Origin of the sequence: Streptomyces sp. NRRL F-5126 (assembly GCF_000721265.1) — a bacterium.
GTDB lineage: Bacteria > Actinomycetota > Actinomycetes > Streptomycetales > Streptomycetaceae > Streptomyces.
Map to the genome: position 1 here is coordinate 228068 of NZ_JOFZ01000008.1, position 25124 is coordinate 253191.

Consider the following 25124-nt stretch of genomic DNA (forward strand, 5'->3'; position numbering starts at 1 on the left):
GGAGCGGCAGAAGCGGGGGGACCCGCCCCGCGAACGGGCGCCGTTCCTGCGGCGCCCGCCCGGTGCGGCGTGGGCGGTCGCGTGGTTCCCGAGGCCCGGGTCGCGGACCGGGGCCCACCCCTGGCCGCCGGGTTCCGGCCCCAGGCCCCGGCGCAGACGGCGTCAGGGCCCGCCGCATGGTGGGCGTGTACGCAGGGCGGCGGCCGGCAGGCGCCGCCGGGGCGGTCGCCAGGCCCGGGCTCGTCCCGCCGGCGGACCGCCCGCTTCCGGATCGCCACGGGCCGTGGGGCCGGGCCCCGAGGCCAGGGCCCCTCCACTGCACGAGGCGTGGGGATGGCCGCGTACGTACGCCGGGAGGCGGGTGCCAGGCGCAGCGCGGCAGCGGCACGGTCCGGGGCCGGGCTCCGGTGCCTGGGGGCGAGCGCCGTGCGGGGCACGCCCCGCAGGGGTCACTCGGGCGGGGGCTGCGGGTTGAGGTCCGTTTCCTCGAATACCAGCAGCGTCCGCGTCGACAGCACCTCGGGGATGGCCTGCAGGCGCGTGAGAACCAGCTCGCGCAGCGTCCTGTTGTCCGGGCTGTGCACCAGCAGCAGGACGTCGAAGTCGGCGCCGAGGAGCGCGATGTGCGCGGCCCCCGGCAGCGCCTCAAGCTGGCCCCGCACGGTACGCCAGGAGTTCTGCACGATCTTCAGCGTGATGTACGCCGTGGCGCCCTGGCCGGCGCGCTCGTGGTCGATGCGGGCCGAGAAACCCCTGATCACGCCGTCCTCGACCAGCCGGTTGATGCGCGCGTACGCGTTCGCGCGCGAGACGTGCACCCGTTCGGCGACGGACCGTATGGACGCCCGCCCGTCCGCCTGGAGGATGTGCAGGATCGCCCGGTCGATGGTGTCGAGCGGGCGGATAGCGGCGTCCCCTTGCCCGGGCCCGGGGACGGGCACGTACCCGGGCCCGTGGGCGGTCTCGTCGGCCATTTGTTCAGTCCCCATGCCTTCCCGCCTCAGCCAGGTGGACGACCTGCATCCATCACAGAGCCTGCCGAACCGTTTGTCCACAGGATGGCGCCACATGTAGCCAAAGTGGACCGACGACCGAACAATCGGTAGGTGAGAGTCGCCACATACCGGCCGCTCTCCGACTCCGCCGCCACGAGCCGCACGAGGAGGGGCACGCGTGAAGAAGAGCAGTACGCCGGTCCGGGAGCCGGCCGCGAAGACCACGGGCTCACGGGGTGCCACCAGGAGTGGGCAGCGCCCCGCGGCGCCCGCCTGGCGCGTCCGCACGGACCCCGCGCCGCTGCTCCCCGACGCGCGTCCGTTCCGCGTGCTCGGCACGCGCGCCGCAGCCGACGCCGACCCCGCGCTGCTGCTGCGGCTCTACGGCGAGCTGGTGCGCGGCCGCAGGTTCAACACGCAGGCGACGGCGCTGACGCGCCAGGGCAGGCTCGCGGTGTATCCGTCGAGCGCGGGCCAGGAGGCGTGCGAGGTCGCGGCCGCCGCCGTGCTCGCCGAGCGCGACTGGCTCTTCCCCAGCTACCGCGACACGCTCGCGGTCGTCTCGCGCGGTGTCGACCCCGTGGAGGCGCTGACGCTGCTGCGCGGCGACTGGCACACGGGCTACGACCCGCACCGCTACCGCGTCGCGCCGCTTTCCACGCCGCTCGCGACCCAGCTGCCGCACGCCGTCGGCCTCGCCCACGCGGCCCGCCTCAAGGGCGACGACGTCGTCGCGCTCGCCCTGGTCGGCGACGGCGGCACGAGCGAGGGCGACTTCCACGAGGCCATGAACTTCGCCGCCGTCTGGCAGGCGCCCGTCGTCTTCCTCGTGCAGAACAACGGCTTCGCCATCTCCGTCCCGCTGGCCAAGCAGAGCGCGGCCCCGACGCTCGCGCACAAGGCCGTCGGCTACGGCATGCCGGGCAGGCTCGTCGACGGCAACGACGTCGCGGCCGTCCACGCGGTGCTCGCCGAAGCGGTGGACCGCGCGCGCACGGGCGGCGGCCCCACGCTCGTCGAGGCCGTGACGTACCGGATCGACGCGCACACGAACGCCGACGACGCGACGCGCTACCGCGAGGACGACGAGGTAGCCGCCTGGCGCGCCTACGACCCCGTGCGGATCCTGGAGGCCGAGCTGCGCGGCCGCGGCCTGCTCGACGACGCGGAGGCCGAGCGCGTCGCGAGCGGCGCCGAGGAGATGGCGGCGCGGCTGCGCGAGCGGCTGAACGCGGACCCGGCCACCGACCCCATGGAGCTGTTCGGGCACGTGTACGCGGAGCCGACGCCCCAGCTGCGCGAGCAGGCGGCGCAGCTGCGCGCCGAACTCGACGCGGCGGCCGGCGCGGAAGGCCGGGAGGGCGGACGATGACCACGGTCGCGGCGCAGCGCACGGCGGGGGGCGCGAAGCCCGCCACCATGGCGCAGGCGATCCAGCGCGCCCTGCGCGACGCCATGGCGGACGACCCGGCTGTGCACGTGCTCGGTGAGGACGTCGGCACCCTGGGCGGCGTATTCCGGATCACGGACGGCCTGGCGAAGGAGTTCGGCGACGACCGCTGCACGGACACCCCGCTGGCGGAGGCCGGCATCCTCGGCACGGCCGTCGGCATGGCCATGTACGGGCTGCGTCCGGTGGTGGAGATGCAGTTCGACGCGTTCGCGTACCCGTCGTTCGAGCAGCTGGCGAGCCATGTGGCGAAGATGCGCAACCGCACGGGCGGCGCGCTGCCGCTGCCGCTGACGGTGCGCATCCCCTACGGAGGCGGGATCGGCGGGGTCGAGCACCACAGCGACTCGTCGGAGGCCTACTACATGGCCACGCCCGGGCTGCACGTCGTCACGCCGGCGACGGTGGAGGACGCGTACGGCCTGCTGCGTGCGGCGATCGCCTCCGACGACCCGGTGATCTTCCTCGAACCGAAACGGCTGTACTGGTCGAAGGCGGCGTGGTCGCCGCAGGCGCCGGCCGCCGTCGAGCCCATCGGCAAGGCCGTGGTGCGCCGCAGCGGCACGAGCGCCACGCTCATCACGTACGGGCCGAGCCTGCCGGTCTGCCTCGAAGCGGCTGAGGCCGCGCGCGCCGAGGGCTGGGACCTCGAAGTGGTCGACCTCAGGTCGCTGGTGCCCTTCGACGACGAGACGGTGGTCAGGTCGGTGCGGCGCACGGGCCGCGCGGTCGTGGTGCACGAGTCGGTCGGGTTCGGCGGCCCCGGCGGGGAGATCGCCGCGCGCGTGAGCGAGCGGTGCTTCCACCACCTGGAGGCGCCGGTGCTGCGGGTGGCCGGGTTCGACGTTCCGTATCCGCCGCCGATGCTGGAGGGGCACCATCTTCCCGGGGTCGACCGGGTGCTCGACGCGGTCGCGCGGCTCCAGTGGGAGGCGGAGAGCTGATGGCTCAGGTGCTGGAGTTCAAGCTGCCCGACCTCGGCGAGGGGCTGACCGAGGCGGAGATCGTCGGCTGGCTCGTCTCGGTGGGCGACGTGGTCGCCATCGACCAGCCGGTGGTCGAGGTGGAGACGGCGAAGGCGCGCGTCGAGGTGCCGTGCCCCTACGGGGGCGTGGTGACGGCCCGCTTCGGAGAGGAGGGCAGCGAACTGCCGGTCGGCGCGCCGCTGATGACGGTGGCCGTCGGCGAGTCTCCGGATGCGGCAGGGTCCGCCGAGGCCGAGGCCGAGGCCGAGGCCGGCGGAGGCGACACGTCGGGCAATGTCCTCGTCGGATACGGCACGGCGGCGCCGGCCGCGCGGCGCCGCAGGGTCAGGCCCGGGCAGCTCGTGGAGGCACCCGCGGACTCCGGGAGCGCCGGCGGTGTGGCGACGGAGAGCGAGGTGCGCGAGGGGCCCGTGCCGGTCGTGTCGCCCCTGGTGCGCCGTCTCGCGCGCGAGCACGGCCTCGATCTGCGCCGGCTCACGGGCTCCGGGCGCGAGGGGCTGATCCTGCGCGCCGACGTGGAACGGGCCATCCGGCTCGCCACCGCTCCCCCGGCCACGACACTGCCACCCTCGGAGCCGTCGGGAGCGACGCAATCCGGTGCCGTCCGGGTGCCGCTCAAGGGCGTGCGGGGCGCCGTCGCCGACAAGATGTCGCGCAGCCGCCGCGAGATACCCGAGGCGACGTGCTGGGTCGACGCGGACGCCACGGAACTGATGGCCACGCGGGCCGCCATGAACTCCGGAATGCACCCGGCCGCAGCCGGAGCGGCGGGGGCCGCGGGCGCGGCGGGAGCGGCCGGAGCCAGGAAGATCTCCGTGCTCGCGCTGCTCGCCCGCATCTGCACGGCGGCGCTCGGCCGGTTCCCCGAGCTCAACTCGACGGTGGACACCGCCGCCCGGGAGGTCGTGCGGCTCCCGGCCGTGCACCTCGGATTCGCGGCGCAGACCGAGCGCGGGCTCGTCGTGCCCGTCGTACGGGACGCACACACCCGCTCCGCCGAGTCGCTGACGGAGGAGTTCGCGCGCCTCACCGAAGCGGCGAGGACGGGCGCGCTGACGCCCGCCGACATGACCGGCGGCACGTTCACGCTCAACAACTACGGCGTGTTCGGCGTCGACGGCTCCACGCCGATCATCAACCACCCCGAGGCCGCCATGCTGGGCGTCGGCCGGATCATGGCCAAGCCGTGGGTGCACGACGGCGAGCTGGCCGTGCGTCAGGTCGTCCAGCTGTCGCTGACGTTCGACCACCGGGTCTGCGACGGCGGCACGGCGGGCGGCTTCCTGCGGTACGTGGCCGACTGCGTGGAGCAGCCCGCGGTCCTGTTGCGCACGCTCTGACGGCTCCGGGAGGAGGCCGCCGGCGGAAGATCCCGCGCCCTCGCGTGCTTCAGAGGCGCGATCGCGGACGATACTTCAGCCATGACAGCTGAGCCGCACGCGGTTCCCGCGTACGACGCCGTGGTGCTGGCCGGAGGGGCGGCGAGGCGCCTCGGCGGCGCCGACAAGCCCGCCGTGCGCGTCGGCGCCCGCTCGCTGCTCGACCGGGTCCTGCGGGCCTGCGAGGGCGCGGCCGCCACCGTCGTCGTGGGCGGCAGGCGCCCCACCGTGCGGCCCGTGCGGTGGGCGCGCGAGGAGCCGCCGGGCGGCGGCCCCGTCGCCGCGCTCGGCGCCGGCCTGCGGTGCGCGACGGCGGGGACGGTCCTCGTACTCTCCGCCGATCTGCCCTTCCTTGACCACGCGACGGTGGACGCGCTGCTCGACGCCCTCGCCGCGGGGCAGGGCGAGGCCGCGCTCCTCGTCGACGCCGAAGGCCGCGACCAGCCCCTCGTCGCCGCCTACCGCACGGAGCCGCTGCGCCGCGGGATCGCCCTGCTGGCCGCCGAGTACGGCGGGCTCGCGGGGCTCCCGCTGCGGCTGCTGTCGCAGGAACTGGATCTCGTCCGGGTGACAGCGGACGCAGCAGCGGCAGCAGGTGCCGGCGCACTCGCCGCTTTCGACTGCGACACCTGGGACGACATCGCCACCGCCCGCCAACGCATCAGGGAGCATGGGACCGTGCTGGACGAATGGATCACCGCAGTCAAGGACGAGCTCGGCATCGAGCTGGACGTCGACACCGATCTGGTGCTGAACCTGGCGAGCGACGCGGCGCACGGCGTCGCACGCCCCGCGGCCCCGCTGACGACGTTCCTGGCCGGGTACGCGGCGGCGAGCGCGGGGGGCGCAGGCGCCGAGGCGGTCGCCGAGGCCGTACGCAAGGCCTCGGCGCTGGCCCGCCGCTGGGAAGCGGAGACAGAGGGCAAGAGCGGCGGCACCGGAAACGACGCCGGATGACGGCACGAGGCGGCGAGGCCGGAGGCCAACAGGCAAAGGACGCGGCAGCCGGGGACGCCGAGGTCGACGGCGTCGAGGACGCGCTGGCCCTCGTCGGCAGCAGGTCCGCCGCGGACGACGGGACCGGTCACACGGGCCCGCACCGCTCCGTGGAGTGGACGCGGGCGCGCGCACGCGCCGCACGCGCGGGGCGCCGGCCGCAGGGGGCACGGGTCCACCGGGTCGCCGCCGACCGCGCGCTCGGCGAGGCGCTCGCCGAGCCGCTCACGGCCCTCACCGACCTGCCGTCCTTCGACACCTCGGCCATGGACGGCTGGGCCGTGGCGGGGCCTGGCCCTTGGGAGCTCGTCACCGCCGAATCCGTGCTGGCCGGGCACGCCTGTGCGGGCCCGCTGCCGGACGGCACGGCGGTCCGCATCGCGACCGGCGCCCGCGTCCCGCCCGGGACGACCGCCGTCATCCGCAGCGAGCACGCGCACGCGGACGAGGCGGGCCGGCTGCACGCCCAACGCCGTTTCGTGCAGGGCCAGGACATCAGGCCGCGCGGCCAGGAGTGCCGCTCGGGCGACCTGCTGCTGCCCGCCGCCACGCTCGTCACCCCCGCCGTGCTGGGGCTCGCGGCCGCGGCCGGGTACGACACGCTGCTCACGGTCCGGCGGCCGAGCGCCGAGGTGCTGGTGGTGGGCGACGAGCTGCTGACCGAGGGACTGCCGCACGACGGGCTGATCAGGGACGCGCTGGGCCCGATGATCGCGCCGTGGCTGCGCTCCCTCGGCGCCGAGGTGCTGTCCACGCGCGCCGTACGCGACGACGCGAACGCCCTGTACCGGGCGATCACCGGGTCACGCGCCGATCTGGTGGTCACCACGGGCGGCACGGCGGCCGGACCTGTCGACCACGTGCACCCCGTGCTCCTCAAGGCCGGCGCGCGGCTGCTGGTGGACGGCGTCGCCGTACGGCCAGGCCACCCGATGCTGCTGGCGGCGCTCGACGGCGGAAGGCACCTGGTCGGCCTGCCGGGCAACCCGCTCGCGGCCGTCTCCGGCCTGCTCACACTCGCCGAGCCGCTGCTGCGCGAGCTGGCGGGCCGCAGGGCGCCCACCCCGTACCACGCGCCGATAGGGGCGGAGCTGCGCGGGCATCCGAGAGACACCCGCCTTGTGCCCTTCCTGCACCGTGCTGAGAGGCTGGAGCCCGTGCACTTCAACGGCCCGGCCATGCTCCGCGGGATCGCGATCGCCGACGGCCTCGCCGTCGTACCGCCGGGCGGCGCCGACCCCGGGACACTGCTGGAAGTCCTCGATCTTCCGTGGACCGCGCCCGTCGAAAGCGGGTGTTTCACGTGAAACTTCCCGGCCACGACGCCATAGCCAGGGGCGCGGACGAACACCTGGTCGCGGCCCGCGTCAAGCTGCCGCAGCGCCGCATCCAGCGCCCGCTGCGCCAGGTGCTGCGGCGGCTCGCGATGGCGCTCGCCGTGCTGTTCCTGACGGTGCTGATCGTCTGGATGGACCGCGGCGGTTACCACGACAACGCGAACGGCTCCGTGGACTTCCTGGACGCCGTCTACTACGCGACGGTGACGCTCTCCACCACGGGGTACGGGGACATCGTCCCGTACAGCGACGGCGCCCGGCTGGCCAACATCCTGCTCGTGACGCCATTGCGCGTGATGTTCCTGATCATCCTCGTCGGTACGACTCTTGAGGTCCTCACGGAGCGCACCCGGGAAGAGTGGCGGCAGAACCGCTGGAGGTCCGCCTTGCGCGATCACACCCTGATCATCGGATACGGCACCAAGGGCAGGTCGGCGGCGCAGACGCTGTGCGCCACCGGCCTGCGCAAGGAGCAGCTGGTCGTCGTGGACCCGTCGCCGCGGGTGATCGAGGCGGCCAACGCGGAGGGGCTTACCGGGGTCATCGGCGACGCGACCCGCAGCGATGTGCTGCTGCGGGCCGAGGTCCAGCGGGCGAAGCAGGTCGTGATCGCGACGCAGCGGGACGACACGGCGGTGCTGGTGACGCTGACGGCGCGCCAGCTCAACAAGCGCGCGAAGATCGTCACCGCCGTGCGCGAGGAGGAGAACGCGCCGCTGCTGCGCCAGTCGGGCGCGGACGCCGTGATCACCAGCGCCAGCGCGGCCGGCCGGATGCTGGGCATGTCCGTGCTCAGCCCCTGGGCGGGCTCGGTGATGGACGACCTGATCCAGCAGGGCAGCGGCCTCGACATGGTCGAGCGGCCGATCACGAAGGCCGAGGCGGGCCGTGGCGTGCGGGAGACGGACGACCTGGTGGTCAGCGTGGTGCGCGGGCACCGGCTGCTCGGCTACGACGACCCGGCGGCGAGCCCGCTGCAGCCCACGGACCGGGTGATCTCCATCGTCCGCGCCGAGGGCGAGCCGCCGCAGGAACCGGGCCGCGCGACGATCCGCCCGTAAGACGGGCGGATCCCGGCCCGGCCCCGCCCGCAGGCGCCGCAGGGACCGGGCGGAGAGCCGGGCCGCTTCGGGCGGTCGCGGGGCGACCATGACCGACGTACGCATGGCACCAGGGCAAGGGCACGCGGCCGCCGGCCCGAGGAGGGGACCACAACGGCGGCCTCGGGCCGCGCCGGGAGCTCAGGGCGCGTCCTCAGGGCGCGTCGAAGAGGGCGCTGACCGACTCGCCGTTGTGGATGCGCCGCATCGCCTCCGCGAGGGCCGGGGCGATCGACAGGATCCGCAGCTTCTCCGTGTGGTGTTCCACCGGGACCGGCACCGTGTTGGTGCAGACGATCTCCAGGACGTCCGGCTGCTCGGTGAGCCGCTTGAGCGCGTCCGCCGCGAACAGGCCGTGCGTGCAGGCGATACGGACCGACCGCGCGCCCTGTTCCCGCAGCCGGGCGAGGAGTTCGAGCACCGTGCTGCCCTTGGCGATCTCGTCGTCCAGCACGATCACGTCCCGACCGCTGATGTCGCCGATGACGGAGCTGATGGAGACCCGGTCGTCGGCGAACCGCTGCTTGGCCCCGGCCGCCACCTCCGCCCCCAGCATGCGCGCGAAGGCTGCCGCCTCCTTGGCGTTGCCCAGGTCGGGCGAGACGACCGTGGTCCGCGACAGGTCGTAGCCGCGGAAGTGGAGCGCCAGCTCGCGCAGGGCGTGCAGGTGGTCGACCGGCACCGAGAAGAACCCGTGCACCTGCGGCGAGTGCAGCGTCATCGCGAGCACACGGCTCGCGCCCGACGCCACCAGCAGGTCGGCCACGAGGCGCCCGCCCAGGGAGATGCGCGGCGCGTCCTTCTTGTCGGAGCGCGCGTACGAGTAGTGCGGCATGACGACCGTGATGCGCGCGGCCGACGCGCCGCGCGCCGCGTCACACATCATCAGCAGCTCGACCAGATGCTCCTGCACGGGAACGACCAGCGGCTGGACGAGGAAGACGTCACGCTCCCGGCAGTTCGCCTGGAGCTGCACCTCAAGGCAGTCATTGGCGAACCGGCTGATACGCGTCGGGTTGAGCGGCACCTCCAGGTGCGCGCACACCTCCGCCGCGAGCTCCGGGTGCGCACTGCCGCTGAATACCGCGATGTCTCGCAACGAACCGCTCCTCGCTCGCGCGACGGATGGGGGGCGTGCGTCCATGCTACGGGTGTGAGGCGGCCGCTGGCGCGGACAGCCGGGGAACAGCGGACGCCCGGGAGTAGCCTCGCGGCCATGCATGCGATCACGATTCCGGAACCCGGTGGACCCGAAGCCCTGGTGTGGTCGGAGGTGGCGGACCCCGTCCCCGCCGAGGGCGAAGTGCTCGTCGACGTCGTGGCGAGCGCCGTCAACCGTGCCGATGTGCTGCAACGGCAGGGCTTCTACGACCCCCCGCCCGGCGCGTCCCCCTATCCGGGCCTCGAATGCGCGGGCCGCATCTCCGCCGTCGGGCCGGGGGTCTCCGGCTGGGCGGTGGGCGACGCGGTGTGCGCGCTGCTCGGCGGCGGCGGGTACGCGGAGAAGGTGGCCGTGCCGACCGGGCAGCTGCTGCCGGTGCCCGACGGGCTCGAACTGGCTGACGCCGCGGGCCTGCCCGAAGTGGTCTGCACGGTCTGGTCCAACGTCTTCATGATCGCGCACCTGCGGCCGGGCGAGACGCTGCTGATCCACGGCGGCGCGAGCGGCATCGGCACGGCGGCGACCCAGCTGGCCAAGTCGGCGGGCGCCCGGATCGCGGTCACCGCGGGCGGCGCGGACAAGCTGACCCGGTGCAAGGAACTCGGCGCCGACATCCTCATCAACTACCGCGAGCAGGACTTCGTGGAGGAGATCAAGGCCGCGACGGACGGCAAGGGCGCGGACGTCATCCTCGACATCATCGGCGCCAAGTACCTGTCGCGGAACGTGGACGCGCTCGCCGTGAACGGCAGGATCGCCGTGATCGGCATGCAGGGCGGAACGAAGGGCGAGCTGAACCTCGGCGCGCTGCTCGCCAAGCGCGGCGCCATCACCGCGACGTCGCTGCGCGCCCGTCCCGCCGCGGAGAAGGCCGCCATCGTCGCGGCCGTGCGCGAGCACGTGTGGCCGCTCGTCGCCTCGGGCGATCTGCGGCCGGTGATCGACCAGCGAGTCGCCATGCGCGACGCGGCCGAGGCGCACCGGGCGCTCGACGCCGGCAGCCACGTCGGCAAGATCCTGCTGATGGCCTGAGCCCCGCCGCAGCTGCTCGCGTGCCCCGGGCGGTCGGTGGACCGGCCGGGGCACGCTTGCGGGACGCTCCCTGTTGCCGGACGCTCCCTAGAGGTACGGCCCCGAGCGGATGGCGGAGCTGCCCGGGTTCTGCTGCTCCTCCTCCGGCACCGCACCGGGCGGCAGCGCCCTGCGCATCTGCTCCAGCTGCGCCCTGGCCGCCATCTGCTGGGCGAACAGCGCGGTCTGGATGCCGTGGAAGAGGCCCTCAAGCCAGCCGACGAGCTGCGCCTGCGCGATGCGCAGCTCCGCCTCCGACGGGACCTTGTCCTCGGTGAAGGGCAGCGACAGCCGCTCCAGCTCCTCGACGAGCTCGGGTGCGAGCCCGTCCTCGAGCTCCTTCACCGAACCGGCGTGGATCTCCTTGAGCCTGACCCTGCTGGCCTCGTCGAGAGGAGCGGCGCGCACCTCTTCGAGCAGCTGCTTGATCATGCTGCCGATGCGCATCACCTTCGCGGGCTGCTCGACCATCTCCGTCACCGGGCTCTCGCGCGGCGCGTCCTCGGCGTCACCGTCACCGCCGCCACCGAGAGCCATACCGTCCTGTCCCACCACGAGAATGTGGGGGCTCTCCTGCGACCGTTCGTTGCTCGGCATCTCCATGTGCCCATTGTCTCGCACGGCCCGGCGGCGGGGTCAGGCACCGCCGGGCCGTGCGGTCGGGCGGCCATCAGGCGGCCGTCAGGTGGCCGCCCTGCGTGACAGCACCCGCTGCGACCTGGTGACCGCCGCCGCCAGCAGCGCGGCGCCCAGCGGCACGGCGATCAGCAGCCCGGCCAGCGTCCCCCACGGCACGACGATCGGGACGTGCGGCAGGGTCTCGTTGCCGAGCATCCCCTGCGCCAGGTGGTGCCGGTAGTCGGCCAGCGCCGTGCGCCGCTCCGTGAGCCGCAGGCCGATGGACGGCAGGACGCCGGCGAGCGACCCGAGCACCACGCCCATCGCGGCCACCACCCCGCACTGGAACCCGCTGAGCGTTCTGCGCACCCGGCCGGGCGCGCCGACCGCCGCCAGCGTCTTCAGGTCGGCCTCCGCGTCGGTCTGCGCGAGGCCGGTCGCGATCCCGGCCGCGCCGAGGGTGACGAGGCCGGCGAAGATCCCGAGGGCCAGCAGCGTGATGTCGTTCTTGCTGGTGTAACCCCGCTCCACGTGGAGTTCCACGTTGCCGCCGAGGTTGTCGACGGCGGCGTTCAGCTTCTGCTCCTGGGCGCTCGTGGGCAGCGAGCTGGTCGTGTAGTACGCGCCGTACGGAACAGTGCTCAGGTGCGCCCGCTCGGCCGCGGAGGGCGGGATCAGCAGCTGGAGGCCGTAGGCCTTGGTGCCGGAACGCACCTCGGTCGCGGGCAGCGTGACGATGCTGCTCTCCGGGGTCTTCCCCTGGTCGAGCGCCGCCGTCTCCTTCGCGCTGTCGGCGTAGATCCGCAGGGACACCGTGGTCTTGCCGCCGTGCGTGGAGACATTGCGCCCGTCGAACGAGACGGCCTTGCCGGCGGCGAGCGCACGCTCGGCGGCCGGGTCGTGGATCGCCATGACCTTCAGCAGATCAGCGCCGCCGACCACCACCCCGCTCATGGTGTCGCTGCCCGCCTCGTCCTTGCAGCGCGGATCCTTGGCCAGCTTGCGGCGCTGCGCGGCGGTGAACTGCGGCTCAGGGGCGGACGTGTCCTCGTACGTCCACAGCGGGCACTGGTTGGCCTTGGGCACGGCGATCTCGGAGCGTCCGCAGCCGGGCGCGTCGCCGTACTCGTCGCAGCCGGGCTTGCCGACCGAGATCCGGTCGACGTTCGCCCGCAGGTCGACGGGGAGCGAGCGCAGCACCGCGCTGCGGGCCGCGGGCACGTCCCGGCCGCCGTCGTCGCCCATCGCCACGGAGACCGCTCCGTAGGGCAGAGTCGCCCGGTACTCGGCACGGTCCTGTGCGTCGCTGCTCGCCGCGTACGTGGAGACCGCGACCGTGCCGGCCACGGCGGCGAGCACCGCGGCGACCGCGGGTGCCGTGCGGCCCCTGTTGCGTACGGCGTCCCGCAGCGCGAGGCGGGGCGACAGCGGCAGCCACCTGCCGCCGCGGCCGAAAAGACCCACGAGCGCGGGGGTCAGCGCCACGAAGCCCAGTTCGGCGAGGGCGCTGCCGCCGACGACGATCAGCGAGCGGTCGGAGACGGTGGACCCGTAGACCGCGATCGCGCCGCCGAGCACCACGGCCACGAGGCCGAGCACGGGCAGCACCCGGTTGGCCCTGCGCACGCCGCGGCGGCCCGTGAGCGAGGCGAGCACGGTCTGCCGGGACGCGGTGATCGCGGGGATGATCGCGGCCAGCACGCCCGTGACCACCGCGAGCAGCGCGATGCCGAGCAGTTCGAGCGGGCGCACGTCGAACCCGCCGAACCGCTTGCCGATGGCGTCCTCGAGCACCGGGCGCAGCGCGAACGTCAGCGCGAGCCCGAGCACCGTGCCGGCGACGGCCGAGGCCACGCCGATGACGACACCGCCGCCGACGACGATCGCCCGGATGTGGCGCCGGTCGCCTCCGTTGGCGCCGACCAGGCCGAGCTGGCGGCGCGAGCGCCGGGCGCCCACCGCGAACGCTGGCCCGGCGAGCAGGCAGATCTCCAGCATGGCCAGGCCCACGACGGTCGCCAGGATCGACGAGGTGGTGGCCGAGCGGCCGCCGGAGCCGCCATTTCCGTCGTGCTGGAAGTACGGCACGTCCGCCCGGGCCGGCGGATGCAGCGTCACGGCGCGCGAAGTGAGGGTGAAGCCGTGTGCGTTGGCAGCCCGCACCCTGTTCCACGTGAAACCACCGGGCGCCGTGGCGAGCCAGGTCGTCTGCGGCGGGTCGGCGTGCAGGCCCTTGGCGGCCAGTGCCTTCGCGAGCGGGCCGAGCAGCGCGCCCGGCAGGGCGTTGACCTGGTCCGTGTCGAGCTCGTTGGGCAGCTCGTACGAGCCGACGATGCGGTACGTCCTGTCCAGGTCGCGCACCTTCAACTCGGAACCCACCTTCAGGCCGCTGACCTTGAGGAAGTGCGTGGTCGCCGCGACCTCGTGCGCCGAGGTGGGGAAGCGTCCGCCGACCCGGCGCAGGATGCCCTTCGTCATCGGGTCCTTCGCGGCCAGCTCACGCACCTCCGTGTCCAGCAGGCCGTGCGTGGTGCGCAGCCGCGCCTTGGCCGTGGAGTCGGTGAGGGTGCGCGCGCCGGGCGGCAGCGCCTTGGCGAGGTCGCCGGGGCCCGTGGGCCACGGCTTGTCGCCGTAGTCCTTGACCGTCGTGTACGAGTACGGGTCGGTGGGGTCCTGCATCACGGCGGCCCCGCCGATGTCGTGGTCCGTGAGCTGAGCGTCGGCCGCGCCGAGTTGCCGGGACAGCGATTCGGTGGGCGACAGCTGCGAGCTGCGCAGCGTCAGGTCGGCGGCGCTCACGCCGAGGATGGGCAGCGCGATCATCGCGAGGACGAGAAAGCTGCGGCCCTTGAAGCGCCATGCGTCGCGACGGGCGATCCGCAGCGCCACCCGCCAGGAGCGGTACCAGGTCCTCACCGGTCGGCCGCCTGGTTGCTCAGCAGCGACTCGGCGCCCGACCTGACGGTCTGGTCGACGACGGTGCCGTCCCGCAGGAAGACCACACGGTCCGCCCAGGCCGCGAACCGCGGCTCGTGCGTGACGAGGATGCCCGCGGCGCCCCCGTCGCAGCGGCTGCGCAGCAGCGCGAGCACCGACTCGCCCGTCTCGGAGTCCAGCGCGCCGGTCGGCTCGTCGGCGAGCACGAGGCGGCGGTCGCCGACCAGCGCTCGGGCGATGGCCACCCGCTGCTGCTGGCCACCCGACATCTCGTCGGGGAACCGGTCGGCGAGCTGTTCGAGCCGCATCTCGGCCAGCGCGGCCTTGGCCTCGACGCGCGCCTTGCGCGCGGAGACGCCGTCCAGCTCGCGGGGGAGCGCGATGTTCTCGACGGCCGTCAGGGCGGGCACGAGGTTGTAGTCCTGGAAGACGTAGCCGATGGCGCGCCGGCGCATCGCGGCGAGCGTCTTGCGGCTGACGGCGGTGATGTCCGTGCCCTCGACGACGACCTGGCCCGCGGTCGGCATGTCGAGGCCGCCGGCGAGGCTGAGCAGGGTGGACTTGCCGGAGCCCGACGGCCCCATCACGGCGACGAGTTCCCCGGGGAACACGTCGAGGTCGACCCCTTGCAGGGCGTTGACCTCGGTGGCCCCGGTGCCGTGCACACGGGTGAGGCCCACCAGGCGCAGTACGGGGGAGGCGGTGTCCGGGTTCTCGCCGGGGCGCGGATGCGGCCCCGGCGCGGGGCGGGGGGTTGCGAATGACACGAGAGGTCTCCTTGGAGCGGACGGTGGCCGCAGGACCGCGCGGCGCGGTGGCGGGACGGCGCGGCGGGCGAGGTCAGGACGCGGACGGCGGCCCGTCGGCGGCGTGCACGGCGGGTGCGGGCGATTCGGCGGGCGCGGGCGTTGTGGTCGGCGCGTGCGGTGCGGTCGGCACGGCGCGCATGTCGCCCTCCTGCGCCTTCGGCAGCAGCGAGAGCCGGACGAGGCGGGCCTCGCAGTGGTCGAGCCAGCGCGCTTCGGCCTCGGTCTGGAAGATGAGCTGTTCCAGCACGAGCAGCCAGGCCACCTCGTCGCGGCTGGCCGGCGGCGGTTCGAGCGCGCGCGCCTTGAGCCTGGTGTAGTCCTGCATCGCCTGCAGGGTGTGGTGGCGCTGGGCCTGGATGACCTCGCGGATGTCCACGCCCGGCGCGCCGACCGCCATGGCGAGCTTGATCGCGAGCTCGTCGCGTGGCGGGTTGGCGCGGTCGACGGGCGTGCGGAACCAGGACGCGAGCTCGTCCCGCCCGCCGTCCGTGATCGCGTAGAGCGGGTGGCCGGCGCCGTCGGGGCCCTCCTGGACGACCATGCCGTCACGTTCGAGCCGGCTGAGGGTCGTGTAGACCTGCCCGACGTTCAGCGGCCAGGTGGCGCCGGTGCGGCTCTCGAACTCCGAACGCAGCTGTGAGCCGTACCGAGGGCCCTCTTCGAGGAGGGCCAGAAGCCCGTGGCGAATCGACATACTCAGTATGTATACCCGGTATGCCGATGGCGGCAACCCTCTTGCGGCGGAGGCCGGGCATCCGACTCAGGTCGTACGAGGGGGAGAAAAGCGCAGGTCGTGCGGGTGCGGTGGGGCGGTCGGCGACCGTGGGGGCGCGGCAACTGTCGGGACGAGGCCGTTACACGGCGCCGGCGGGGTGCGGCGCCGCCCGGGCCCCTTCTCGCGAGGCGGGCCGGACTCGACGGTCGCTCGGCGTGCCTGTTCCGCCCGGGTCGGCCGACGCGAGCGACACGACGGCAGCGAGACGGGAGCGCGTCAGCGGCGGCGCAGGCGCAGGGCGATGAAGGCGAGCCCGAGGCCAAGCAGCGTGATCCCCGCGCCGAAGGTGGCCACGGAGGCAGGCCGCACGGAGGCGGGCGCCGCCTCCGTGCGGCCCGGCGGGCGCCGTGCGTCCTGTGCGTCCGCGGGGCCGGTGTCCCGCGACGCCCGCGCGTCCGGCGACCGCCGCGACGGCGACGCGCTCGCTGGCGCGTCCCCCGTACTGCCGTGGGACGCCGCCGGGCCGGCAGGCCTGCCCGGGCGCTCCGTGCCCGCGCCGGCCGCGCGCCCGGCGAGCGAGGCGGTCGCATGCGGGGACGGGGACCGCTGGGCCGCCGCTCCGCCGGAGCCGTCGGCCCACGCGGCGGGCGCGGCGAGAAGCACCGACGCGACGGCCAGCGCGCAGGGGTTGCGCAGCCTTGGAATCACCGGACCAGCGTCACACAAGGCTACGAAACGGGCATCTCGGGCATCATCCCGTCTTGCCCGTGGACACCTCCAGGTCGAACGTCTGCTCCTTCGGGTCGACCGGGTCGCCGGGTGCCGGGTGCTGTTCGAGCACCTGGCCGTCCGCGTACGCGCCGTTGTCGACGTCCGTCTCGTTCACCTTCCAGCCGACCTTGTTCATGCAGGCCTTGACCGACCTGATGTCCTTGTAGCGGAAGTCCGGTGCGTCGACCTTCGTCGCGTCGTTGTAGTCCTTGTAGGCGTTCGTGCAGGCGTCGTCCCGCATCGTCCTGTTGGGCTCCGGGGGCCGGTAGTCCGCGGTCGAAGGGCCCGTGCCGGACTTCCCGGACGCCTGGTCGCCGCCGGAGCCCCCGCCCGAGTTCAGTGCGGCGACGACACCGCCCGCCGCCGCGAGGACGACCACCGCCGCGCCGATGGCGAGCGCCGTCCTCCGCTTCCGGTTGCGGCCGGGGCCGCCGGCGCCGCCCGATTGCGAGGAGATCGTGTACGGCGGCGGGGTCGGCGGCAGGCCGCCCTGCTGCCCCTGCGGGTATCCGTACCCGTACCCCTGCTGCCCCGGCGGCGGAGTGCCGTACGGGCCCGGATAGGGCGCAGGGGAGCCGTACGGGCCCGGCTGCGCGTACGGGGCGGCCGGTGTGTGCTGACCGGACGCGGGCTGCCCCGCGCCCGACTGCCCCGCGACCTGCTGCCCCGGCCCCGACAGCGCCTGGTCCACCGGCGGGAACACCGCGGAGCCCACGCCCGAGCCGCTGTTCGCCTGCGGCGCGCCCTGCACGATCGCGGGCGCGGCGCCCTGCCCGGTGGCAGCGAGGACGCGCAGGCACTCCGCGCGCATCGCCGCCGCGTCGGGGAAGCGCTCGTTCGGGTTCTTGCGCAGCGCACGCGCCACCAGCGCGTCGACGGCCGGCGGCAGCGAGCGGTTGACGGACGAAGGGACCGGCGGCTCCTCCTGGACGTGCGCGTACGCGATGGCCAGCGGCGAGTCCGCGTCGAACGGCAGCCGCCCGGTCAGCAGCTGGAAGAGCATGATCCCGACGGAGTAGAGGTCGGAGCGCGCGTCCACGCCACGGCCGAGCGCCTGCTCGGGCGAGAGGTACTGCGGGGTGCCGACGACCATGCCCGTCTGCGTCATCGCCGTGACGCCCGACTGCATGGCGCGTGCGATGCCGAAATCCATGACCTTCACCACGCCGCGCGGCGTGACCATCACATTGGCGGGCTTGATGTCCCGGTGGACGAGACCCATCTCGTGGCTGGTCTCCAGCGCGGCCAGCACGTCGGACGTGATCGTGAGCGCCTTGCCCGCGGGCATCGCGCCGTACTGCGCCACGTCGGCCTGGAGCACGGAGCCGAGCGGCTTGCCCTCCACGTACTCCATGACGATGTACGGCATCGGCGCGCCGCCGAGATCGTCCTCGCCGGTGTCGAAGACCGAGACGATGTTGGTGTGCGAGAGCTTGGCCACGGACTGCGCCTCGCGGCGGAAGCGCTCGCGGAACGACTGCTCCCTGCCGAGCTCCGAGTGGAGCGTCTTGATCGCGACCCGCCGGTCGAGCGCGGCGTCGTACGCGAGGTGCACCGACGCCATCCCGCCCTGTCCCAGCAGGTCACGCAGCTGGTAGCGGCCTCCCGCGAGTGATGCTCCCGGCCCACCGCCGCCCGGCGCCGATGGAACCCCGTCGCCGCCGTGCGCGCCGTCCTGACTCATGGCTGTGCTCCCCCTGGGGCGCGGTCACCGCACGGCGCCCCGGGCGGTCCGGAGCGCGGGCGCGGCGACCGCGTCCGCGTGACCGTGGCCGTGGGAAATCGGCCATCCGATCCCCTCGTTACGCGCCAAGTCTGCCGGAGGGCGCAGACACGTCAAGCTGGGGTCCCCGTTCCGTGACCGTACGCACAGCAACGCTTCCGGTAGGCCGCACCGGAGGCCGCACGGAAGGCCACACGGAAGGGCCACAGAAGAAGCACGTAATTTGCGCAGGGGCCGCGCCGGCGGGTTTGATGGCCGGTCCGTCCGGGCCCGGGGCGCCGTGCGAACCCTGTAGCGTGACCGCAGCAGCGGGCGGGACGGCACTGCACCCGCGACTCCCCCCACGACATTCCACACACACCGTGAAGCACGCGCGGCGAACGGCCCGCGACGGGCCGCGGACAGAAGACGACGGCGAGGACTGATGGCACCCGAACCCGAAGCAGGCGGCGGCGCAACGCCGGATGCTGGGGACTCCTGGGGCATCGGCGGGCTGGTGGGCGACGGCCGGTACCGCATGACGCACCGCCTGGGCCGAGGCGGCATGGCGGAGGTGTTCGCCGCGGAGGACGTGCGGCTCGGCCGCACCGTGGCCGTCAAGCTCCTCAGGTCCGACCTGGCCGAGGACCCGGTCGCGAAGGCGCGCTTCACGCGCGAGGCCCAGTCGGTCGCCGGGCTCAACCACCACGCGGTCGTGGCGGTGTACGACTCGGGCGAGGACATCGTGGGCGGCCGCAAGGTCCCCTACATCGTGATGGAGCTCGTCGAGGGCCGCACCATCCGCGACCTGCTGCTCAACGCGGAGGCGCCGCCGCCCGAGCAGGCACTGATCATCGTCTCCGGTGTGCTGGAGGCGCTGGCCTACTCGCACCAGCACGGCATCGTGCACCGCGACATCAAGCCCGCCAACGTGATCATCACGGACAGCGGCGCCGTCAAGGTCATGGACTTCGGCATCGCCCGCGCGCTGCACGGCGCGCAGTCGACGATGACGCAGACGGGCATGGTCATGGGCACGCCCCAGTACCTCTCCCCCGAGCAGGCGCTCGGCAAGGCCGTCGACCACCGCAGCGACCTGTACGCCACGGGCTGCCTGCTGTACGAACTGCTCGCGCAGCGTCCGCCGTTCGTCGGGGAGACCCCGCTCTCGGTGGTCTACCAGCACGTCCAGGACACGCCCGTGCCGCCCTCCGAGGTCTCGCACGACTGCCCGCCCGAGCTGGACGGGCTGGTGATGCGGTCGCTGGCGAAGGAGCCCGAGGACCGGTTCCAGAGCGCCGAGGAGATGCGCGGGCTCGTCCAGTACGGGCTCCAGATGCTCCAGCAGCAGGGCGGGTTCACCGGCACGTGGAACACCGGGGCCGTGCTGCCGCAGGGCCCGGCGACGACGGCCGCGCTCGGCAGCACGGGCGCGACCGCGGCCATGGGCGCGGGCGCCGGGTACGGGCAGTACGGCGAGACGGCGCAGCGGCCCATGCTGCCGCCGATCAACCCGGAGGACGGCGGCTACACCGGCTACAACGGTGCGGCGGGCAGCGGGCGGCAGGGCACGCGCGGCAAGATGCTGCTGTTCGTCGCGCTGGCGCTGGTCGCCATCGTCGGCGGCGTGGCGTTCGCGCTGAACAGCATGAGCGGCACCGACAAGCAGCCGGACAACCGGAACCCGGCGCCCACCTACTCGCAGCCGCGCGGGTCCAAGCTGCCGACGCCCTCGGACACGTCCCAGGACACCGGGCAGGCGCAGGACTCGACGAGCGGCGGCGACCAGGGCGGCTCCGGCTACTCGTCGACCGACCAGCAGCCGAGCCCGACGCACTCCCAGGACCAGAAGTCCTCGGGCGCGCCGACGCCGTCCGGCACCAGCACGTCGGGCGACGGCTCCACGGGCGGGGGCAGTGGCGGCAGTGCGGGCAGCGACACCGGTGGGGCGAGCGACAGTGGCGGCAGTGCGGGCAGCGACACCGGTGGGGCGAGCGACACGGGCGGCAGCGCGGGCAGCGACACCGGCGGGGCGAGCGACAGCGGCGGCAGCGCGGGCAGCGCGGGCAGCGGCAGCGCGAACGGCGGCAGCGCGGGCGCCGGTCCGACGGGCAAGGCGGTCGCGGGCACGCTCGGCGGCTGACACGGCGGGACGCCCTGAGGGCGGCGCCCGCCCGTCCGGCGTCAGGACGTGAAGGCGTCCCGTACCGCCTCGTACTCCTTCGTCCACCACACCGCGAGGGCCGAAACCGCCGCGAACTGCGGGTCGGCCCTGCGGTCGTGGCGCACGTAGCGCCAGCGCAGCACCCAGAAGTCGTTCAGCCGCTCCCACCACACCCGGTGCACGGCGGCCGCCAGCTCGTGCGCGTCCGCGCCGGCCGCCCGCCGGTACGCCGTCGCGTACGCGCGCACCTTCGTCAGCGCCAGCTCCCCCGTCGGCCGGACGAAGAAGATCGCGGCGGCTCGCACGGCCTCCTCCGCGCGCGGCTGGACCGCGAGCCGGTCCCAGTCCACGATCGCGGCGGGTTCCACGCCCCGGTACAGCAGGTTCAGCGGGTGGAAGTCGCCGTGCACCCAGCCGGTGGCGGGCTCGGCGCCGGGCGGCGGCCTGCGGTGCGCGTGGCGTTCGAGCAGCTCCCTGCGCTCGACGAGGCGGTGGACCGCCAGCTCGTCGAAGGCGTCACCGGGGGAGCGCCCGCGCGCCAGCGCCAGCAGCTCGGTGATCTCCTGGAACGTGCTGGCCGGGTCCCTGCTCCCGTGCGCGGCGCCCTGCGGCTGCGTGCCGCCCGTCACGCCGTCGCCCATCACATGGTCGAGGCAGGTGTGCACGAGGCCGAGCAGGCCGCCAAGGCGCCGCGAGGCGCGCACCGTGAGCTGCGCGCCGTCGCGGTGCCTGCCGTCGATCCAGGGGTGCAGCGCGTAGCAGCGGCCCCCGATGACGGCGACCGTGTCACCGCCCGCGCCCTGCACGGGCGGCGCGACCGGCACGCCGAGCTCCTGGAGGCGCTGGGTGGCGCGGTGCTGGCGGACGATCGCCTCGGGGTCGCCGTCCAGGTGGTGCTTGAGGAAGTACGCGCCGCGCGTGGTCGCGACCCGGTAGCCGCGGTTGAGCAGGCCCTGGGTGACCGGTTCGCACGAGACGGGTTCGCCCGCGATCCGGTAGCGGTGTAACAGGGCGCGCAGCGGCGGTCCTGGAACGGGTGGGACGAGAGTTGCAGATGAGCACGGCACGCGTCAGATGGTAGTTGACGCTGCGTGTTCGCCTGATCGCTCCCCGTCCGCGCGCTCTCCGGGCCGCCGGGGCAGCAGCCTGTGCACGGACGTCAGCTGGGGGATGATCCGCAGGTAGACGGCGTCGAACCGCTCGCCGTCGACGAGCAGCGGCTCGGGCCCGAACAGCGCGCTCTCCTCGTCCGTCGGCCGTACGGTCACCGCGGTGCCGATGCACTGGACCGACCACCGCGGCTCCGTGTCCGGCGCGCCGGCGCCGGGGGCCAGGTTGTCCGCGCCGTACGCGACGACGCTGCCGCTGCACGCGCGGTGATAGCCGAGCCCCGCGTGCATGCGCAGGAGCAGGGCGCCGGGCAGGACGACGTGGCGTGCGGGTGCGACGAACGGCATGGCACGCAGGGTCGCCGCGAGCCTTCCGTAGGGGACGCGCGCCAGGAGGGTGGTGGCCTCTGTGGCGTCGGGGGCTTCGGTGGGCATGTCACCACCCTGCGTCACCGATCCGCCGCTCCGACAGAGGAGACGGCCCCGAGAAGAGGGGCCGTAGGTCCCGAGTAAGCGGGGCCCGGCGTCCGCGTCAGCGCTTCTCCGCCTGGAGGCGCGCCACGTACGCGGCCGCCTGCGAGCGGCGTTCCATGCCCAGCTTGGACAGCAGCCCCGAGACGTAGTTCTTGATCGTCTTCTCGGCGAGGTGCAGCCGCTCGCCGATCACGCGGTTCGTCAGCCCCTCGCCGATCAGGTCGAGGATCTTGCGCTCCTGGTCCGTGAGCCCGGACAGCTTGTCGTTCGTGCGCGGGTTGTCGCCGTCCCGCAGCCGCTGGAGCACGCGTGCCGTGGCGACCGGGTCGAGCAGCGAGCGGCCTGCGGCGACGTCACGCACGGCCGTCAGCAGTTCGCTGCCGCGGATGGCCTTGAGCACGTAGCCGGACGCCCCGGCCATGATCGCGTCGAAGAGCGCCTCGTCGTCCGCGAACGACGTCAGCATCAGGCACTTGATGTCCTCGTCGGCCGACCGGATCTCGCGGCAGACCTCGACGCCGCTGCCGTCAGGCAGGCGCACATCGAGCACCGCCACGTCAGGATGCGTCGCGGGGATGCGCACGAGCGCGTCGGCGGCCGTGGACGCCTCGCCCACGACCTCGATGTCCTCCTCGACGGACAGCAGCTCGTGGACGCCCCTCCGGACGACCTCGTGGTCGTCCAGCAGGAATACCGTAATTGCGCCTTTTCCTTCGGTTTCTCCCACAATCGAAGTGTCACACATTCACCCCTTCCCTGCCGCCGAAGCGCCGGGATAACGTGCCGTTGTCCCGGCAGCCTGCGAGGCTGTTGTCGATGCCCTGACCAGCGACTGCGTGCCCGGCCCTCCGATTTACTTGGAAATCCAAGGAAAATCGCAGGTCAACCAGGGTTTCGCGGTCAGGCTGCACTCTGGGTAACGTGCCTTTTCGAAGGTGCTCGCCGGGGCACCTGTCACGTCTGGGCCCATCCGCCGCCGCACACACCCCGTGCGGCCGGGGACCCGGACGGAGCCGCACTGGTACCCGGCGGATCCCGGGTGGCCGGAAAGACGGAGGGACACGCACGTGACCGTGGAGAGCACCACCGCGCGGAAACCGCGAAGCGGTGAACCGGCGCAGACCGCCAAGGGCGGGCAGCCGCGCAAGAGCACCGGCACCCGTGCCTCGGGGCAGCGCAAGGCCGCCGCTGGCGCCAAAGGCGCCAAGGCCGCCAAGGGCCGCGCCGCGAAGGCGGGAGCCGCGGCCGGCGAGCACCGCGAGGACGACCTCGTCCAGCTGCTCAGCCCCGACGGCGAGCGCATCGCGCGCCCCGACTACGACGACTACGTCGCCGACCTGACGCCCGACACGCTGCGCGGCCTGTACCGCGACATGGTGCTCACCCGCCGCTTCGACGGCGAGGCGACGTCACTCCAGCGCCAGGGCGAGCTGGGCCTGTGGGCCTCGCTGCTCGGCCAGGAGGCCGCGCAGATCGGCTCGGGCCGCGCCCTGGGTGACGACGACTACGTCTTCCCCACGTACCGGGAGCACGGCGTCGCCTGGTGCCGCGGCATCGACCCGGTCAACCTCCTCGGCATGTTCCGGGGCGTCAACAACGGCGGCTGGGACCCCAACAGCAACAACTTCCACCTGTACACGATCGTCATCGGCTCGCAGACCCTGCACGCCACCGGCTACGCCATGGGCGTCGCCAAGGACGGCGCGGGCTCCGCGGTGGTCGCGTACTTCGGCGACGGCGCCACCAGCCAGGGCGACGTCGCCGAGGCGTTCACGTTCTCGGCCGTCTACAACGCGCCGGTCGTGTTCTTCTGCCAGAACAACCAGTGGGCCATCTCCGAGCCCACGGAGCGCCAGACCCGCGTGCCGCTCTACCAGCGCGCCCGCGGCTACGGCTTCCCCGGCGTGCGCGTCGACGGAAACGACGTGCTGGCCTGCCTGGCCGTCACCCGCGCCGCGCTCGAACACGCGCGCGGTGGCGAGGGCCCGATGATGGTCGAGGCGTTCACGTACCGGATGGGCGCGCACACCACCTCCGACGACCCGACGAAGTACCGCTCCGACGACGAGCGCGAGGCGTGGGCCGCGAAGGACCCGATCCTGCGGCTGCGCAGGTACCTGGAGCGCGAGGGGCACGCGGACGACGCCTTCTTCGCCGCCCTTGAGCAGGAGAGCGAGACCCTCGGGCAGCACGTGCGCGACACCGTGCGCGCCATGCCCGACCCGGACCCGATGGCGATCTTCGACAACGTCTACGCGGACGGCAGCTCGCAGGTGGACGAGGAGCGCAAGGCGTTCGCCGCCTACCAGGCATCGTTCGACGACGGCGCCGACGCGCAGGCCCAGGGGGGCGAGTGACCATGAGCGTGCAGAAACTCTCCCTGGCCAAGGCGGTCAACGAATCGCTGCGCAAGGCGCTGGAGACCGACCCCAAGGTCGTCGTCATGGGCGAGGACGTCGGAAAGCTCGGCGGTGTCTTCCGCGTCACGGACGGCCTGCAGAAGGACTTCGGCGAGGAGCGGGTCATCGACACCCCGCTGGCCGAGTCCGGCATCGTCGGCACGGCCATCGGGCTCGCGCTGCGCGGGTACCGTCCCGTCGTCGAGATCCAGTTCGACGGCTTCGTCTTCCCCGCGTACGACCAGATCGTCACGCAGCTCGCCAAGATGCACGCCCGCTCGCTCGGCACCGTGAAGATGCCCGTCGTCATCCGTATCCCGTACGGCGGCGGCATCGGCGCGGTCGAGCACCACAGCGAATCGCCCGAGGCGCTGTTCGCGCACGTCGCCGGGTTGAAGATCGTCTCGCCTTCGAACGCGTCGGACGCGTACTGGATGATGCAGCAGGCCATCCAGACGGACGACCCGGTGATCTTCTTCGAGCCGAAGCGGCGCTACTGGGACAGGGCCGACGTCGACACGGAGGCGATCCCGGGACCGCTGCACGGCGCGAAGGTCGTCCGCGAGGGCACTGACCTGACGCTCGCCGCGTACGGCCCCATGGTCAAGGTGTGCGTCGAGGCGGCCGCGGCCGCCGCGGAGGAGGGCAAGTCGCTGGAGGTCGTCGACCTGCGGTCGATGTCCCCCATCGACTTCGACACCCTCCAGGCGTCGGTGGAGCGCACCCGCCGCCTCGTGGTGGTGCACGAGGCACCCGTCTTCTACGGCTCGGGCGCGGAGATCGCCGCCCGGATCACGGAGCGGTGCTTCTACCACCTGGAGGCGCCGGTGCTGCGGGTCGGCGGGTTCCACTCGCCCTACCCGCCGGCCCGCCTGGAGGACGAGTACCTGCCCGGCCTCGACCGGGTGCTCGACTCCGTCGACCGCTCGCTGGCGTACTGAGGAGAGCCG

Annotated in this window: 21 protein-coding genes; 10 read left to right on the plus strand and 11 right to left on the minus strand. The window is 73.7% G+C overall.

Going from position 1 to position 25124, the window contains the following annotated elements; translation table 11 throughout:
* Nucleotides 1-449: 449 nt before the first annotated feature.
* The gene (locus IH48_RS0119075) at nt 450-974 is read right to left on the minus strand and encodes an Lrp/AsnC family transcriptional regulator (protein ID WP_030905619.1); all 525 of its coding nucleotides are present in this window, start codon (nt 972-974) and stop codon (nt 450-452) included.
* A gap of 199 nt (nt 975-1173) precedes the next feature.
* Here IH48_RS0119075 and pdhA (IH48_RS0119080) point away from each other — a divergent pair, with 199 nt between their 5' ends.
* The 6 genes from pdhA (IH48_RS0119080) (at nt 1174) to IH48_RS0119105 (ending at nt 8204) form a co-directional block, all read left to right on the plus strand.
* Nucleotides 1174-2367: a pyruvate dehydrogenase (acetyl-transferring) E1 component subunit alpha gene (gene pdhA / locus IH48_RS0119080; protein WP_030905622.1), complete on the plus strand. Its 1194-nt coding sequence runs from the start codon at nt 1174-1176 to the stop codon at nt 2365-2367.
* On the plus strand, nt 2364-3389 hold the full coding sequence (locus tag IH48_RS0119085) for an alpha-ketoacid dehydrogenase subunit beta (protein WP_030905623.1): 1026 nt from the start codon (nt 2364-2366) through the stop codon (nt 3387-3389). Before pdhA (IH48_RS0119080) ends, IH48_RS0119085 begins: the two co-directional genes overlap by 4 nt.
* Nucleotides 3389-4771 carry a dihydrolipoamide acetyltransferase family protein gene (locus IH48_RS0119090; protein ID WP_030905627.1) on the plus strand — a complete coding sequence of 461 codons (1383 nt, stop codon included), beginning with the start codon at nt 3389-3391 and terminating at the stop codon, nt 4769-4771. Before IH48_RS0119085 ends, IH48_RS0119090 begins: the two co-directional genes overlap by 1 nt.
* 81 nt (nt 4772-4852) lie before the next feature.
* Nucleotides 4853-5767, plus strand: a complete 915-nt coding sequence (locus tag IH48_RS0119095) for an NTP transferase domain-containing protein (protein WP_030905629.1) — start codon at nt 4853-4855, stop codon at nt 5765-5767.
* Nucleotides 5764-7113 (plus strand): molybdopterin molybdotransferase MoeA, encoded by a 1350-nt coding sequence (locus IH48_RS0119100; protein WP_030905631.1) that lies wholly within the window; start codon nt 5764-5766, stop codon nt 7111-7113. The genes IH48_RS0119095 and IH48_RS0119100 overlap by 4 nt, the downstream gene beginning before the upstream one ends.
* Complete coding sequence (locus tag IH48_RS0119105; RefSeq protein ID WP_037842522.1) at nt 7110-8204, plus strand: potassium channel family protein; 1095 nt, start codon at nt 7110-7112, stop codon at nt 8202-8204. Before IH48_RS0119100 ends, IH48_RS0119105 begins: the two co-directional genes overlap by 4 nt.
* A gap of 193 nt (nt 8205-8397) precedes the next feature.
* Here IH48_RS0119105 and IH48_RS0119110 read toward each other — a convergent pair whose 3' ends face one another.
* Nucleotides 8398-9342 (minus strand): ribose-phosphate diphosphokinase, encoded by a 945-nt coding sequence (locus IH48_RS0119110; protein WP_030905636.1) that lies wholly within the window; start codon nt 9340-9342, stop codon nt 8398-8400.
* A gap of 117 nt (nt 9343-9459) precedes the next feature.
* On the opposite strand from IH48_RS0119110, the gene IH48_RS0119115 reads away from it, so the two are divergent.
* Nucleotides 9460-10437: an NAD(P)H-quinone oxidoreductase gene (locus tag IH48_RS0119115; RefSeq protein WP_030905639.1), complete on the plus strand. Its 978-nt coding sequence runs from the start codon at nt 9460-9462 to the stop codon at nt 10435-10437.
* Nucleotides 10438-10524: 87 nt separating this feature from the next.
* Here IH48_RS0119115 and IH48_RS0119120 read toward each other — a convergent pair whose 3' ends face one another.
* From IH48_RS0119120 to IH48_RS0119145, 6 genes are all read right to left on the minus strand, one after another.
* Nucleotides 10525-11013: a bacterial proteasome activator family protein gene (locus IH48_RS0119120; protein WP_037842524.1), complete on the minus strand. Its 489-nt coding sequence runs from the start codon at nt 11011-11013 to the stop codon at nt 10525-10527.
* A gap of 144 nt (nt 11014-11157) precedes the next feature.
* Nucleotides 11158-14010, minus strand: a complete 2853-nt coding sequence (locus IH48_RS0119125) for an ABC transporter permease (RefSeq protein WP_030905644.1) — start codon at nt 14008-14010, stop codon at nt 11158-11160.
* Nucleotides 14007-14720, minus strand: a complete 714-nt coding sequence (locus IH48_RS0119130) for an ABC transporter ATP-binding protein (protein ID WP_030905647.1) — start codon at nt 14718-14720, stop codon at nt 14007-14009. Before IH48_RS0119130 ends, IH48_RS0119125 begins: the two co-directional genes overlap by 4 nt.
* Nucleotides 14721-14871: 151 nt before the next feature.
* Nucleotides 14872-15534 carry a PadR family transcriptional regulator gene (locus tag IH48_RS0119135; RefSeq protein WP_051840135.1) on the minus strand — a complete coding sequence of 221 codons (663 nt, stop codon included), beginning with the start codon at nt 15532-15534 and terminating at the stop codon, nt 14872-14874.
* A 297-nt stretch (nt 15535-15831) separates the two neighbouring features.
* Nucleotides 15832-16263: a hypothetical protein gene (locus IH48_RS0119140; RefSeq protein WP_051840138.1), complete on the minus strand. Its 432-nt coding sequence runs from the start codon at nt 16261-16263 to the stop codon at nt 15832-15834.
* 43 nt (nt 16264-16306) lie between these two features.
* Nucleotides 16307-18010, minus strand: coding sequence for a Stk1 family PASTA domain-containing Ser/Thr kinase (locus IH48_RS0119145; RefSeq protein WP_030905674.1), 1704 nt, complete (start codon nt 18008-18010; stop codon nt 16307-16309).
* 463 nt (nt 18011-18473) lie between these two features.
* On the opposite strand from IH48_RS0119145, the gene IH48_RS0119150 reads away from it, so the two are divergent.
* Nucleotides 18474-20171 (plus strand): protein kinase domain-containing protein, encoded by a 1698-nt coding sequence (locus IH48_RS0119150; protein WP_030905677.1) that lies wholly within the window; start codon nt 18474-18476, stop codon nt 20169-20171.
* 41 nt (nt 20172-20212) lie between these two features.
* Here IH48_RS0119150 and IH48_RS0119155 read toward each other — a convergent pair whose 3' ends face one another.
* From IH48_RS0119155 to IH48_RS0119165, 3 genes are all read right to left on the minus strand, one after another.
* Entirely contained in the window at nt 20213-21259 is a 1047-nt protein-coding gene (locus tag IH48_RS0119155) for a phosphotransferase (RefSeq protein ID WP_030905680.1), read from the minus strand.
* A 3-nt stretch (nt 21260-21262) separates the two neighbouring features.
* Nucleotides 21263-21736, minus strand: a complete 474-nt coding sequence (locus tag IH48_RS33475; RefSeq protein WP_030905683.1) for a pyridoxamine 5'-phosphate oxidase family protein — start codon at nt 21734-21736, stop codon at nt 21263-21265.
* Nucleotides 21737-21833: 97 nt separating this feature from the next.
* On the minus strand, nt 21834-22502 hold the full coding sequence (locus IH48_RS0119165; RefSeq protein ID WP_030905686.1) for a response regulator: 669 nt from the start codon (nt 22500-22502) through the stop codon (nt 21834-21836).
* 340 nt (nt 22503-22842) lie between these two features.
* Here IH48_RS0119165 and pdhA (IH48_RS0119170) point away from each other — a divergent pair, with 340 nt between their 5' ends.
* Nucleotides 22843-24132, plus strand: coding sequence for a pyruvate dehydrogenase (acetyl-transferring) E1 component subunit alpha (gene pdhA, locus IH48_RS0119170; protein WP_030905689.1), 1290 nt, complete (start codon nt 22843-22845; stop codon nt 24130-24132).
* Nucleotides 24133-24134: 2 nt separating this feature from the next.
* Nucleotides 24135-25115: an alpha-ketoacid dehydrogenase subunit beta gene (locus tag IH48_RS0119175; RefSeq protein WP_030905692.1), complete on the plus strand. Its 981-nt coding sequence runs from the start codon at nt 24135-24137 to the stop codon at nt 25113-25115.
* Nucleotides 25116-25124 lie beyond the last annotated feature (9 nt).

Bases quoted from the DNA above. Each gene is read 5' to 3' on its own strand.
- IH48_RS0119075 (WP_030905619.1), bottom strand. From the start codon at position 974: ATGGCCGACGAGACCGCCCACGGGCCCGGGTACGTGCCCGTCCCCGGG.
- IH48_RS0119085 (WP_030905623.1), top strand. From the start codon at position 2,364: ATGACCACGGTCGCGGCGCAGCGCACGGCGGGGGGCGCGAAGCCCGCC.
- IH48_RS0119090 (WP_030905627.1), top strand. From the start codon at position 3,389: ATGGCTCAGGTGCTGGAGTTCAAGCTGCCCGACCTCGGCGAGGGGCTG.
- IH48_RS0119095 (WP_030905629.1), top strand. From the start codon at position 4,853: ATGACAGCTGAGCCGCACGCGGTTCCCGCGTACGACGCCGTGGTGCTG.
- IH48_RS0119100 (WP_030905631.1), top strand. From the start codon at position 5,764: ATGACGGCACGAGGCGGCGAGGCCGGAGGCCAACAGGCAAAGGACGCG.
- IH48_RS0119115 (WP_030905639.1), top strand. From the start codon at position 9,460: ATGCATGCGATCACGATTCCGGAACCCGGTGGACCCGAAGCCCTGGTG.
- IH48_RS0119120 (WP_037842524.1), bottom strand. From the start codon at position 11,013: ATGGCTCTCGGTGGCGGCGGTGACGGTGACGCCGAGGACGCGCCGCGC.
- IH48_RS0119135 (WP_051840135.1), bottom strand. From the start codon at position 15,534: ATGTCGATTCGCCACGGGCTTCTGGCCCTCCTCGAAGAGGGCCCTCGG.
- IH48_RS0119145 (WP_030905674.1), bottom strand. From the start codon at position 18,010: ATGAGTCAGGACGGCGCGCACGGCGGCGACGGGGTTCCATCGGCGCCG.
- IH48_RS0119150 (WP_030905677.1), top strand. From the start codon at position 18,474: ATGGCACCCGAACCCGAAGCAGGCGGCGGCGCAACGCCGGATGCTGGG.
- IH48_RS33475 (WP_030905683.1), bottom strand. From the start codon at position 21,736: ATGCCCACCGAAGCCCCCGACGCCACAGAGGCCACCACCCTCCTGGCG.
- IH48_RS0119175 (WP_030905692.1), top strand. From the start codon at position 24,135: ATGAGCGTGCAGAAACTCTCCCTGGCCAAGGCGGTCAACGAATCGCTG.